The following is a 12945-nucleotide window of genomic DNA, read 5'->3' as shown; positions in this document are numbered from 1 at the left end:
CCTCGGCGACTGCCCAGGAACAGTTCGAAGACTCGTGCCTTCGTGTTTCCCGGGACGCTCGGGCGTGTTTCACCGGTGTGAACTCGGCCTGGAAGTCGTTACGAAGAGGTTTCGGTCATGTCGACGCTGTGTGACACGACGTCGACATGACCTGACGGAGCGTTGCGGAACGACGGTGGACCGACGCGTCTGCGCAGGTCAGCCCAGTAGCGCGTCGACGAACGCCTCGGGTTCGAAAGGCGCCAGGTCGTCCGGTCCCTCCCCCAGCCCGACCAGCTTCACCGGGACGTTGAGTGCCCGCTGCACGGCCACGACGATGCCGCCCTTGGCGGTGCCGTCCAACTTGGTCAGGGCGATGCCGGTGATGTCGACGACGTCGGCGAACACGGTGGCCTGGACCAGACCGTTCTGACCGGTGGTGGCGTCCAGTACCAACAGGACCTCGTCGACCTTCGCCTGCTTCTCGACGACCCGCTTGACCTTGCCGAGCTCGTCCATCAGGCCGGTCTTGGTGTGCAGACGGCCGGCGGTGTCGATGAGGACGGCGTCCGCGTTCGTCTCGATGCCCTTCTTGACCGCGTCGAAGGCGACGGCGGCCGGATCGGCCCCCGCGGCGGACCGCACGACGGTCGCGCCGGCCCGGTCCCCCCAGGTCTGCAGCTGGTCGGCGGCGGCGGCGCGGAAGGTGTCGGCCGCGCCGAGCACCACGTCGCGTCCGTCGGCGACCAGGACGCGGGCGAGCTTGCCGGTGGTGGTGGTCTTGCCGGTGCCGTTGACCCCGACGACCAGGATGACCGAGGGGCGGCCGTCGTGCGGGAGCGCGCGGACGGAGCGGTCCATGTCGGTGCCGACGGCGTCGACGAGCACCCGGCGCAGCAGGGCCCGGGCACCGGCCGCGTCGGTGGTGCCGTGCGCGGCGATCTCCTTGCGCAGCCGGTCGGTGATCTCCATGGCCGCACCGGCCCCGAGATCGGCCATCAGCAGGGTGTCCTCGATGTCGGTCCAGGAGTCCTCGTCGATGGTCGAGGCACCCAGCAGCCCGAGCAGGGACTGACCGAAGACGTTCTGCGATCGGGACAGCCGACCGCGCAGCCGGTTGAGCCGACCGGCCGAGGGCTCGATCTCGTCGACCTCGACGGCCGTCTGGTCGGCCGGGGCGACCGGCTCGACCGCCGGTTCGGGCTGGACCCCGACGACCGGGCCCTGCGGGGTGGCTCGCACCGGCGGGAACTCGGTGGTGCGCCGCGGGGGCAGCACGACCTCGGGGGCCGGCTCGACCACCGGCGACGCCACCGGGGTCTCGTCGGCCGGGCTCTCCACCGCCGGCGCGGTCGCGGTCGGCGCCGGAGTCTCGACCTCAGGTTCAGGTGCAGTCTCAACCTCAGGTGCAGGCTTGGAGACGGGCGGCGCGATCGGCGCATCGGGCAACGCCACGTCGACGATCGAGCGGGTGTCCGAGTCGCGAGGCACGGCGGCGTCGTCGCCCACCCCGGGCTGTCCGTCGGTCTCGGGCCGGTCGGTGACCGGATGCGCTCCCGATGGTTCTGTGGGCCGCGGCGGGGCGGTGTCGGTGGTCTCCGGGGTGACCGGGGGGAACGGACGCGTCCCCCGGGCCGGGGCCTGCGGTGTCGCCGGCTCGACGGGGGCCGACGGGGGGGCCGGGCGGTCGGCGGTGGCCGTCCCGCCGGTCGAGAAGGAGATGGATCCGCCCGCCTTGTAGCCGCCGCCCTTGACCGGCGGCGCGGTGGACCCCCCGGTGGCGGCCGGGCTGGACGGCGGGGCGAGGCTGACCCGGCTCCGGCGGTAGCGCACGAAACCGACGACGAGCGCGATCGCGAGCAGGGCGGCGACGATGATGACGATCCAGATCCACGTTGGCACCTGGTCATCCTCCCAGAGGGGCGACCCGGACGACCGCCTACTCGCCGTCGAACAGCCGGTCCACCACCTTGCGCGCCCGCCGGGTGGCCCGTCGGTAGTCGTCGACGAACTCGCCGGGGTCGCCGTCGGCCGGGTAGCCGATGGCCCGGGCCACGGCGATGAGGTCCCGCCCGGAGCGCGGGATCTGATCGTCCGGCTTGCCCTTGACCAGCATGATCGCGTTCCGTACCTGGGCCGCGGTCAGCCAGCCGGTCTTCAGGGCCACGGCATCGGACGCGTCGAGCAGCCCGGCCTCCTCCGCGGCGGCCAGGGCCTGCAGGGTGGACGGGGTCCGCAGGCCGGGCACCTCGTGGCCGTGCTGCAGCTGCAGCAGCTGGACCGTCCACTCGATGTCGCCCAGACCGCCGCGGCCCAGCTTGGTGTGGGTGGTGCGGTCCGCACCCCGGGGCATGCGTTCGGTGTCGACGCGCGCCTTGATCCGCCGGATCTCGATGACGTCCTTCTGACTCAACCCGCCCTCCGGATACCGGAAGGCGTCGGCCGCGGCCAGGAAGGCGACCCCCAGGTCGACGTCCCCGGCGATGGGTCGCGCCCGGACCAGGGCCTGCCGTTCCCAGGCGGCGGCGAACTTCTCCCAGTAGACCCGATAGGAGTCCAGGGTGCGGGCCATCGGCCCGTTGCGGCCTTCCGGCCGCAGGTTGGCGTCGATGTCCAACGGCGGGTCGGGGGTCGGACGCACCAGCAACCGCCCCATCAGGTCGATCGCGGCGGTGGCGTCCTGCCGGGCGCCTTCCCATTCCTGCCCGTCGACGGGTTCGGCGACGTACATGACGTCGGCGTCCGAGCCGTAGCCCATCTCCGCGCCGGCCATCCGTCCCATGCCGATGACCGCGATGCGGGCCCGGAAGCCCCCGCGTTCGCCGCTGACCTGTTCGATGGCGGCGTCCAGGGCGACCCGGATGGCGCTCTCGGCCACGCTCGTCAGACCCCGGCCGATGTTCTCGACGCTGATCAACCCGAGCAGGTCACCGCAGGCCAACCGGACCAGTTCGTGCCGCCGGGCGGCGCGGGCCGCGTCCACCTTGGCCCGGGCGGAGGTGGCCCGGCCGGCCCGGGCGATGAGGGCCGAGGCGACCGTCTCCGGTTCCGGTTCGAGCAGGGCGGCGTCGTCGACCAGCAGCCGCAGCACCTCGGGGGCCCGGTTCAGCAGGTTGGCGATGAGCTTGGACCCGCCGAGCAGCGTGGCCAGCCGGTGGGCGACGGTGACCTCGTCCCGCAGGAGCCGCAGGTACCAGGGCGTGTCGGCGAGGTCCTCGGACAGCTGCCGGTAGGCGAGCAGGCCCCCGTCGGGGTCGGGGCTGTCCGCGAAGTACTCGAGCAGCACCGGCAGCAGGGTGCGCTGGATGGCGGCCCGGCGGGCCACGCCGTTGCTGAGGGCGGCGATGTGCCGTAGCGCCGCATCGGGCGCGCGGAACCCGAGAGCGGCGAGCCGGGCGTGCGCGGCCTCCGGCGATAGCCGCAGCTCGCCCTCGTCCACGGCGGCCACGGCATCGAGCAGCGGTCGGTAGAAGAGCTTCTCGTGCAGGCGGCGGACCGCGGCGGCGTGCCGGACCCGTTCGGCGGTGAAGATCTCGGACGCGGTGGACGAACCGGCGGCGGCGTACCCGTCGGACCGGGCCAGCCACTCGAGATCGGTGCTGTCGTCGGGCAGCAGGTGGGTGCGGCGCAGCCGCTGCAGCTGGATGCGATGTTCGGCCCGGCGCAGGAAGGTGTAGGCGGCGGCCATCTCCGCGCCGTCGGTCCGGCCGACGTACCCGCCGCGGATCAACGACCGCAAGGCCATCAGGGTGCCGGGCAGTCGCAGGTCGGGGTCGGTGCGGCCGTGGACGAGCTGCAGCAGCTGGACGGCGAACTCGACGTCCCGGAGCCCACCCGCACCGAGCTTGAGCTCCCGGGACCGCAGGTGGTCGGGGATGTTGGCCTCGACGCGGCGGCGCATGGCCTGGACGTCGGCGACGAACGACTCCCGTCCGGCGGCGGACCAGACCCCGGGGGCGATGACCTCCATGTACTGACGCCCCAGGTCCGGGTCTCCGGCCGCGGGCCGCGCCTTGAGCAGGGCCTGGAACTCCCAGGTCTCGGCCCATTTCACGTAGTAGGCGGCGTGGCTGGCCGGGGTCCGGACCAGCGCCCCGGCCTTGCCCTCGGGGCGCAGCGCGGCGTCGACCTCCCAGGCCGCGGCCCCGCAGACGCGCATCAACCCGGACGCCAACTGGGTGGCGGTGGCGAGCATGCGGCCCTCGTCGCGGGGCTGGTCGTCCGAGACCGGGGGGAAATCGGCGTCAGGGCGGGCCGGTGGGAAGTCGGCACAGAAGACCACGTCGACGTCGGAGATGTAGTTGAGCTCCTTGGCGCCGGTCTTGCCCATGGCGATGACGGACAGCCGGGCCGGCGCGGCGGCGGCGGGCAGCTCGGCGGCGGCGACGGACAGGCCGACCTGCAGCGTGGCGTCGGCCAGGTCGGACAGCGCCTGGCAGACGGCCGGCAGCGCGGTGGTGGGCAGGGTGGCCTCGACCGCGGGCGCCAGGTCGTGAGCGGCGATGACGAGCAGCTGCGACCGGTAGGCCCGGCGCAGTGCGGCGATGGCCTTGCCCCCGGTGAGTCGGGCCCGGGCCCCCTCGGTGCCGGTGCACGGCGGCTCGGCCGGGTCGATCCCGACCGCAGCCCCCAGCGCAGCGAGCAGGGCGATGGGATCGGCGAGCCGTTCGGTGGGCGACTCGGTCAGCAGCAGCCGCCAGTCCTCCGGGAAAGCGACCAGGTGGTCGGTCAGGGCGGTGGATCCGCCGAGGACCCCGATCAGCCGACCCCGGAAGCGGGCGTTGTCCCGCAACGCGTCCAGCAGTGCCGGCCGTTCGTCCGCCGGGCGGTCGGTCGACAGAGCCTGCGACAACCGGGACAACCCGAGCAGCGCGTACTCCGGCCGGCCGGAACGGGAGATGGCGGCCAGTACCTCCTCGGCCCCGGGGGCCGGACGATCGTCGACGAACAGCCCGGTCGTCGCGAGATCGGCGTGGGCGCGGTCGCTGTTGGGCAGCCCCCAACGGGCCGGGGAACGGCTGGCCGGGCGGGTCATCGGGCGCTCACCCCGACCTCGATGCGTCGGGTCGGCCGCTGCCGGCAGACGTCGACGAAGCGGGCGGCGAACTCGGACCAGATCTCGGTCATCGCCTCGTCCGCCTCGTCCAGCGCATCGGCCAGCCGCCAGTTCGCCGGCTGGTCGGTCATCCTGGCCCACGCCCGGACGTCCGCGGCGGTGGTCTCGATGTGGAACTGCACGCCCCAGGCGGCCGGGCCGACACGGTAGGCCTGGTGCGGGTACCCGGTGGAAGACATCAGCAGCACGGCCCCCGGGGGCAGGTCGGAGACGACGTCGTCGTGGAAGTGCATGACGTCGGGGGTCATCGGCAGCGGCCCGAACAGCGGGTCGCTGTTGGCGGCGTCCCGTTTGGCCGCCAGGTGCGCGCCGATCTCCGGGCCCTCCAGACCCGGGTCGACCGATCCCCCGGTGGCCAGGGCGAGCAGCTGCGCGCCCAGGCAGACCCCGAGCGTCGGGACCCGGTTCTGGACGGCGGCGGCGAGCAGACCGCGGGTGGCCGGCAACCAGGGCGCCACCTCGTCCTGCGCCGCGCCCATCCGCCCACCCAGGCAGACGATCCCGTCCCAGCCGTCGGGTTCGGCGGGGATCGGCGCACCGGCGTGGGCCCGGGCCACGGTGAGCTCGGCTCCCGCGGCGCGCAACCAGTCACCGAGCCGGGCGACCGGCGCCGCCTCGTCGTGCTCGAGCACCAGGATCCGCGGCGCGCTCACGCCTCGAACTCCACGACCACCGGGGCGTGGTCGGACGCTCCCTTGCCCTTGCGTTCCTCGCGGTCGATGAACGCCCCGGTGACCCGATCGGCCAGCGCCGGGCTGGCCAGGGCGAAGTCGATGCGCATCCCGCGGCGCTTGGGGAAGGACAACTGGGTGTAGTCCCAGTAGGTGAAGGTGCCCGGGCCGGGGGCGTGCGGGCGGACGACATCGGTGAACCCGGCGTCGACGACGGCGGCGAAGGCCTCCCGCTCCGGTGGGGTGACGTGCGTGGAGCCGTGGAAGTACTCGACCGACCAGATGTCGTCGTCGGTCGGGGCGATGTTGAAGTCGCCACACAGGGCCATCGGCAGATCGGGGGCGTCGGCCAGGGTCTTGGCCCCGAAGTCGCGGAGGGCAGCCAGCCACTGCAGCTTGTAGTCGTAGTGCGGGTCGCCGATGGCGCGACCGTTGGGCACGTACAGGCTCCACACCTGTACCCCGCCGCAAGTGGCGCCGATGGCGCGGGCCTCGACGACGGCCGGCGTGTCGGTGTCCTTGGTCCAGGTTGGCGCGCCGGGGAGCCCGACGGTGACGTCGGTCAGCCCGACCCGGGACAGTAGGGCGACCCCGTTCCACTGGGAGAAGCCGAAGCTGGCCACCTCGTAGCCGGCGGCGGCGAGTTCGGCCCGCGGGAAGCGCTCGTCGTCGATCTTGGTCTCCTGGAGGGCGACGACGTCGACGTCGGTGCGCTCCAGCCAGGCCAGCAGCCGGGGCAGCCGGGCGCGGATGGAGTTGAGGTTCCAGGTGGCGAGTCGCATCAGGTCATCCCAGCACGGGTGCGGGCGGCGGGGCGGGCACGAAGAACGGGACGGTCCAGTCGGGCCGTGACTCGCCGTCGATGCGGGCCCGCCAGACCAGCACCTGCCCGGACGGCAGCGGCAGACCGGTGTTGAAGTACAGGACGACCTGGGACCGGGTGGGCAGGGCCCGCCGGGGGACGCCGCTGCCCCGGAAGTTGGGTTCCTCGATCTGCAGGGTCTGCCCGAACCGCATGACCCGGGCCGGTGAGACCTCGGTCGGGGTGACGTCGTCCAGCTGGACGGGCAGCCCGGCCGCGTTCTCCAGGACGACCTCGAAGGCGTACTGCTCGTTGACCAGGGTGGGTGGGAAGCTGAGTGACACGACCAGGGCGAAGGCCGCCGACATCCCCGTGGTGTGGTCGCGGCCGATGATCTGCAGTCCGCCGCCGACCATCTGGAGCTTGCCGAGCTGATCGGCCACGGCGAAGTCGGCCAGGATCAGCGACACGGATGCCTGTTCGAAGACCTCGCTCATGGTCCCGATCGTGCCAGAGCAGGCCGGTGGCCCGGGCACCGCTCACCGGAAGTCCCGGGACGGCGTGCTGGCGACCAGGTCGATGGCCGCGATGCGGTCGGCGACGATCGAGATGGCCCCGCCGGCCCGTTCCATCACGCCGCGCACCAGCAGGGAGCGGGACCCGCGGGCGACCCGCCGGTGCCGGGCCCACACCCCGACCGAGCAGATGACGTTCACCATCCCGGTCTCGTCCTCGAGGTTGAGGAAGATGATCCCGGAGGCGGTACCGGGCCGTTGCCGGTGGGTCACCACCCCGGCGACCAGCACCCGGGTGCCGTGGTCGACGGCGAGCAGGTCGGCCGCCGTGCGTACCCCCTGCGCCCGCAGCGTGTCCCGGGAGAATTCCGTGGGATAGGCGGTGGGCGAGATCCCGGTGGCCCAGATGTCGGCGACGGTGAGTTCCACATCGCTCATCCCGGGCAGTGTCGGCGCGTCCAGGCCGACGGTGGTGCCCTCCAGCGTGCCGGCCCGGGGCCCGGCGGCCGCCCCGGCCGCCCACAGCGCCCGCCGCCGCCGGTCCCCCGCGGAGAGTTGCGTTCCGGAGTCGCCGTGGTCGGTGCCGATCCCGGACAGCGAGTCCAACGCCCCCGCGGTGGCCAGTGCCTCGGCCTGGGCGCTGGTGAGGGTGACCGCCCGGGTCAGCTGGTCCAGCGAGGCGTACCCGCCGGCGGGTCGGGCGGCGACGATCCGGTCGGCCAGGTCGCTGCCGATGGTGCGGACCTCGGCCAGCCCGAGCCGGACGGCCGGGCGACCGTCCGGGCCGGGTTCGAGGTCGGCCGGGGACGAGGAGGCGTTGACGTCGGGGCGGCGGACGGTGACCCCGTGCCGGCGGGCGTCGGCGACCAGGCTCTGCGGCGAGTAGAATCCCATGGGCTGGGCCCGCAGCAGGGCTGCGCAGAACGCCGCCGGGTGGTGCAGTTTCAGCCAGGACGAGTAGAAGACCAGCGCCGCGAACGACAACGCGTGCGACTCGGCGAACCCGAAGTTGGCGAAGGCCAGCAGCCGTTCGTAGATGCGGTCGGCGATCGGGCCGGTGATGCCGTGGGTCTTGTCCATCCCCTCGTACAGCCGGCCCTTGAGCTTGGCCATCCGGGTCGACGACCGTTTGGCCCCCATGGCCCGCCGCAGCTGGTCGGCCTCCCCGGCGTCGAACCCGGCGACGTCGATGGCCAACTGCATGAGCTGCTCCTGGAACAGCGGGATACCCAGGGTCTTGGCCAGGGAGCGACGCATCGCCGGATGGTCGTAGGTGACCGGTTCGAGTCCGTTGCGCCGCCGGATGTACGGGTGCACCGAGTTGCCCTGGATGGGGCCGGGACGGATGAGGGCGACCTCGACGACCAGGTCGTAGAAGGTGCGCGGCTTGAGCCGGGGCAGAGTGGCCATCTGGGCACGGGACTCCACCTGGAAGACCCCGACCGAGTCGGCCCGCTGCAGCATCTCGTAGACCGCCGGTTCCTCCAGGTCCAGGTGGGCGAAGTCGACCTCGATGCCCTCGTGCGCCTGCACCAGGTCGACCGCGTAGTGCAGGGCCGACAGCATCCCCAGCCCGAGCAGGTCGAACTTGACCAGCCCCATGGCCGCGCAGTCGTCCTTGTCCCACTGCAGGACCGACCGGTTCTCCATCCGCGCCCACTCCACCGGGCACACCTGGGCGACGGGACGATCGCAGATGACCATGCCTCCGGAGTGGATGCTCAGGTGCCGGGGCAGGTCCTGGATCTGCAGGGCCAGATCGAGCACGGCGGGCGGGATGCCCTCGTGCTTGACCACCGTGGTGGCCGCCGGGTTGGCCAGCTGGGTGGCCAGCGGCGTCCACCCGTCGAGCTGTTTGGAGTAGGCGTCCTGCTGACCCGGGGAGTGCCCGAGCGCCTTGGCCATGTCCCGCACCGCCATCCGCGGACGGAAGGTGTTGACGTTGGCGACCTGGGCCGCGTACGTGCGTCCGTACTTGTCGTAGATGTACTGGATCACCTGTTCACGGGTGTCGGACTCGATGTCGATGTCGATGTCCGGTGGGCCGTCCCGCTCGGGGGCCAGGAAGCGTTCGAACAGCAGGCCGTACTTGACCGCGTCGACCGCGGTGATCCCCAGGGCGTAGCAGACGGCCGAGTTGGCCGCCGACCCCCGTCCCTGGCAGAAGATCCCCTGTCGCCGGCAGAAGGAGACGATGTCGTCGACGACGAGGAAGTACCCGGGGAAGTTGAGCTCGGCGATGATGGCCAGCTCGTGGTCGATCTGGGCGTAGGCGGCCGGGTTGCTCTCCGGGGTCCCGTACCGCTGCCCGGCCCGCTGCAGGGTGAGTTCCCGTAGCCAGGAGTTCTCGTCATGGCCGGCGGGGACCGGGAACGGTGGGAGCTGCGGGGCCACCAGGTGCAGGTCGAAGGCGCAGTCCCGGCCGAGCGCGGCGGCCGCCGGGACCGCGGTCGGGTAACGGCCGAACAACCGGGCCATCTCCGCCCCCGACCGCAGGTGGGCGGCCGGTCCCGCCGGCAGCCAGGGATCGGCCTCGTCGAGACTGCGCCGACCGCGGACCGCGGCCATCGCGGCGGCCGGGCGGCTCACCGCCGGGCTGGCGTAGTGGGCTCCGGTGGTGGCCACCACCGGCAGGCCGAGCTCGATGGCCAGCGCGGCCAGGGCGTCGTTGTCCTCGTCGTCAGTGGGGCCCAGGTGGGTGGTCAGCTCGACGACGACATTGGCTCGGCCGAACCGGTCGACCAGGCGACGCAGGGCCAGGCCGGCCCGTTCGGGCCCGCCGGTGGCCAGCGCCCGCCGGACGGCGCCCTTGCGGCAGCCGGTCAGGACGACCCAGTCGTTCCCGGCCGCCGCGGCCAGTGTGTCGAGATCGTAGACGGGGCGGCCTTTCTCGCCCCCGGCCAACTGGGCGGCGGTGATCTGCCGGGACAACGTCTCGTACCCGGCCTGACCGCGGGCCAGGACCAGCAGGTGCTCGCCGATCGGGTCGGGCACGCCGAGTTGCGGTTCGTCCAGACCTAGCGACAACTCGGCACCGTAGATGGTGCGCAACCCGACCTCGGCCGCAGCCTCGGCGAACCGGACGATGCCGTAGAGCCCGTCGTGGTCGGTGAGGGCCAGCGCGTCCAGCCCGAGCCGGGCCGCCTCGGCCACCAGCTGCTCCGGGGTGGAGGCTCCGTCGAGGAAGCTGAAGGCCGAATGACAGTGCAGCTCGGCGTACGGGACGGGCCCCGGCCGGGCCGGCGGGGCGACGGGGAGGGCAGGTTCGGCCGGCGCTGCGGTCAGCCCGTACCGATCGGATCCCCGGTCGGCGACCACCCCGTGCAGCCGCCCCTGCCCGGGCCGTGGTGGGCGCCCGGACAGGGCCTGTTCGAGCCGGTTCCACGGCACCGGCGGGTTCTGCCAGCCCATCAGCACACCGCCCGGTCAGTCATAGATTCCCTCTATCGACCATCCGGTGGGCGCGTCGGCCACCAGCACCAACGCGGGCCCGGAGGCGTACAGGAGCTGCAGCCGGGCCCGGCGGGCCCGACGATCGGGCGCCCACCATCGTTCGTCCAGCAGCCATGGCCCGGCCCAGGCCTGCACCTGATGACGGTGACCGGACCGTTCGATCCAGCGTGGGGTGGCGGTGAGCAGGCCCCGCTCCCCCAGCTCCACCGGACGGTTCCGGTCGTCCAGCAGCACCACCGCCTCGGTCGACCCGTCGGGACCGCTGCGGGCCAGCCGGGTCGGGGACGGCGCCGGCAGCGCCCCCGGCCAGGGCCGGTCCACCGGGCGGGGCGGGACGCGTTCGTCGCCCCAGGGCACCCAGGCGATCCGGTCGACCGGCCCCCGCCCTCCGCTGCGGACCGGGGTGAGGACCGATTCCGGGCCGAGCAGTCCCTGGACCCGGGCGAACGCCCACCCGGCCCGCTGGTCGTCCTTGCCGTCGGAACCCCAGAGGCCGAACTGCACCCGGCCGGCGTCGATCGCCTCGACCGGCTCCAGGACGAGACCGACGATGCCGCCGGTGGAGAAACCGTCGTCCCCGCCGTCCTGATCACCGGACGCCGCCCGGCGGCCGGTGAGCCAGCCGTCGAGCTGCCAGCGCACCCGGTCGGCGGTGGCCGCCGGGGTCAGCGGCTGGGCGCACCGCCAGGTGCGGTGCATCTGCTGCCCGCCGCTCAGGGTGGCCCGGATGGTCAGCCGGGTGCAGGCCAGCCCGGCCCCGGCCAGTCCCTCGTGGAACCGTTCGGCCAGGGCCCGGGCCGCGAAGGCCGCGGTGTCGACCCGTTCCAGCGGCGGGTCACAGCTCTGCTCGACCGTCAGGTCGGCCGGGATGGCCCGCCGGGACACCCCGCGATGCGACCGCCCCCGGGCCAAGTGGTGGGCGATGACGGCGTCGGCCCCGAATCGGGTGGCGACCTTGCCCTCGGGGAGGGCGGCGAAGCTGCCACAGCTGGTCAAGCCCAGCCGGATCAACAGGTCGGTGAGCGCGGCCCGCTCCGGACCGCTGATGGCCGGTTCGGCCGACAACTCGGTGATCGGCAGCGGAGCGCAGAAGGCGGCGGACTCTCCGTCGGGGACGATGCGACTGCGCCGGGCGGCCAGCACGGCGACGGCCAGCGAATCGGCCACCCCGACCCGGCACTCGACGTCCAGGGCTTCGACGACGTCGACGATCTTCTCGGCGGCGCTCTCCTCGCTCCCGAAGTAGCGACGGGGCCCGCGGACGGCACAGGCCAGCAGCCCGGGGCGCAGGACCTCCACCCCGGGGACGACCGCTTCGACCGCCTGGACCACCGGTTCGAACAGCCGGGCGTCCCGGTCGGGATCCTCGGCCGTGACCACCAGCGCGGGGCAGTGCGACTGGGCGTCCCGGCGACGTTGACCGAGCCGCACCCCCTCCGCGCGGGCCGCCGGGGTGCAGGCCCGCACCCGGTTCGCGGTGAACACCACCACCGGGGCGGTGGACGGCTGTCGGGCCTGCCGGGCGGCGGCGATCGCGGGCCAGTCGGGGCACCAGATCACCAGAACCCGCTGCTCCACCATGGGCTCGACGTTAGAACATCCGTTCCAAGCAGTCCAGGTGGATCATCGTTCGAACGCCTGGTTCACTCTCTCGGGGGGTCAGCCGACGGCCGCGACCACGGGACGATCCATGGCCGGGCGAGCTCCGGCCGGATCACCGGCGACGACCCGCACCGCATCCCGCGAGGCCCGCAGGGACAGCACCGCCTGTCGTGGGCGCCCCACCCCCCGCCCGGAGACCTCCACCAGCAGTTCCCGGTCCAGCAGCCGCCCGTGCCCGTCACCGAGGCCGGTGAACCCCCGCCACGAGCTGGTCAGCACCAGATCGGCCTCCGGCCAGGCTCCCATCGTCAGCAGCACCGCCCCACGCTGCCGTAACCGGCCACCAAGCACCCGCAGGCGTCCCGGAGCCGGCCGGACCCCCGGGGCCACCGCGGCGACGACCACGTCGACACCGTCGACCAGGATCGAGATCACCTGGAGGAGTTCAGGTCCCGGCTCGGGAACGAGGACCACGCGGTCGAGGTCGACCCCCAGCTCGGCAGCGGCCAACAGGCCCAGATCCGGGAGGGCGACCAGGGCCGACCAGCTGCCGGGAGTCGCGGACAGCAGGGCGAACAGCAGACTGGTGGCTCCGTCGCCGCGGAGTCCGACCACCGTCCCGCCGGCCAGGCCGCCCCGCGGCAGAGCGGCGGCGAGCGGCGCCGGCACGGCATGGACCCGGTCGACGACCGCCTGGTTCCGCACCGCGGACGCCTGCCTCGACCAGGCGGAATCGACCGGCGCGCCACCGGCCTCGGCCACCCGACGCCGCAGTTCGTCCACTATCGCGTGCCCGTACACGCGTTC

General features: G+C 73.3%; 8 protein-coding genes. All 8 read right to left on the bottom strand.

All coding sequences use genetic code 11. The annotated features are described in order from the left end of the window. Positions 1 to 198: 198 nt before the first annotated feature. The 8 genes from ftsY to FDO65_RS02045 all read right to left on the bottom strand — a co-directional run bounded on the left by ftsY (position 199) and on the right by FDO65_RS02045 (position 12939). The gene (ftsY, locus tag FDO65_RS02080; protein WP_137447824.1) at positions 199 to 1881 is read right to left on the bottom strand and encodes a signal recognition particle-docking protein FtsY; all 1683 of its coding nucleotides are present in this window, start codon (positions 1879 to 1881) and stop codon (positions 199 to 201) included. Positions 1882 to 1918: 37 nt separating this feature from the next. Next, positions 1919 to 5014: a bifunctional [glutamine synthetase] adenylyltransferase/[glutamine synthetase]-adenylyl-L-tyrosine phosphorylase gene (locus FDO65_RS02075; protein WP_137447823.1), complete on the bottom strand. Its 3096-nt coding sequence runs from the start codon at positions 5012 to 5014 to the stop codon at positions 1919 to 1921. Further along, a complete protein-coding gene (locus FDO65_RS02070; RefSeq protein ID WP_137447822.1) occupies positions 5011 to 5748 on the bottom strand; it encodes a type 1 glutamine amidotransferase in 738 nt (245 codons plus the stop codon). The genes FDO65_RS02075 and FDO65_RS02070 overlap by 4 nt, the downstream gene beginning before the upstream one ends. Next, positions 5745 to 6548, bottom strand: coding sequence for an exodeoxyribonuclease III (locus tag FDO65_RS02065; protein WP_137447821.1), 804 nt, complete (start codon positions 6546 to 6548; stop codon positions 5745 to 5747). The genes FDO65_RS02070 and FDO65_RS02065 overlap by 4 nt, the downstream gene beginning before the upstream one ends. 4 nt (positions 6549 to 6552) lie before the next feature. Then, on the bottom strand, positions 6553 to 7065 hold the full coding sequence (locus FDO65_RS02060) for a hypothetical protein (protein ID WP_137447820.1): 513 nt from the start codon (positions 7063 to 7065) through the stop codon (positions 6553 to 6555). A 42-nt stretch (positions 7066 to 7107) separates the two neighbouring features. After that, positions 7108 to 10494 (bottom strand): error-prone DNA polymerase, encoded by a 3387-nt coding sequence (locus FDO65_RS02055; protein ID WP_137447819.1) that lies wholly within the window; start codon positions 10492 to 10494, stop codon positions 7108 to 7110. 15 nt (positions 10495 to 10509) lie between these two features. Continuing rightward, on the bottom strand, positions 10510 to 12117 hold the full coding sequence (locus FDO65_RS23025; protein ID WP_137447818.1) for a DNA polymerase Y family protein: 1608 nt from the start codon (positions 12115 to 12117) through the stop codon (positions 10510 to 10512). A gap of 78 nt (positions 12118 to 12195) precedes the next feature. After that, positions 12196 to 12939, bottom strand: coding sequence for a hypothetical protein (locus FDO65_RS02045; protein WP_137447817.1), 744 nt, complete (start codon positions 12937 to 12939; stop codon positions 12196 to 12198). Positions 12940 to 12945 lie beyond the last annotated feature (6 nt).

Source organism: Nakamurella flava, assembly GCF_005298075.1.
GTDB lineage: Bacteria > Actinomycetota > Actinomycetes > Mycobacteriales > Nakamurellaceae > Nakamurella > Nakamurella flava.
The sequence above is the reverse complement of the archived record's forward strand: the minus strand, read 5'-3'. Positions and strand labels throughout refer to the sequence as shown.

Bases quoted from the DNA above. Each gene is read 5' to 3' on its own strand.
- FDO65_RS02075 (WP_137447823.1), bottom strand. From the start codon at position 5,014: ATGACCCGCCCGGCCAGCCGTTCCCCGGCCCGTTGGGGGCTGCCCAAC.
- FDO65_RS02065 (WP_137447821.1), bottom strand. From the start codon at position 6,548: ATGCGACTCGCCACCTGGAACCTCAACTCCATCCGCGCCCGGCTGCCC.
- FDO65_RS02060 (WP_137447820.1), bottom strand. From the start codon at position 7,065: ATGAGCGAGGTCTTCGAACAGGCATCCGTGTCGCTGATCCTGGCCGAC.
- FDO65_RS02055 (WP_137447819.1), bottom strand. From the start codon at position 10,494: ATGGGCTGGCAGAACCCGCCGGTGCCGTGGAACCGGCTCGAACAGGCC.
- FDO65_RS23025 (WP_137447818.1), bottom strand. From the start codon at position 12,117: ATGGTGGAGCAGCGGGTTCTGGTGATCTGGTGCCCCGACTGGCCCGCG.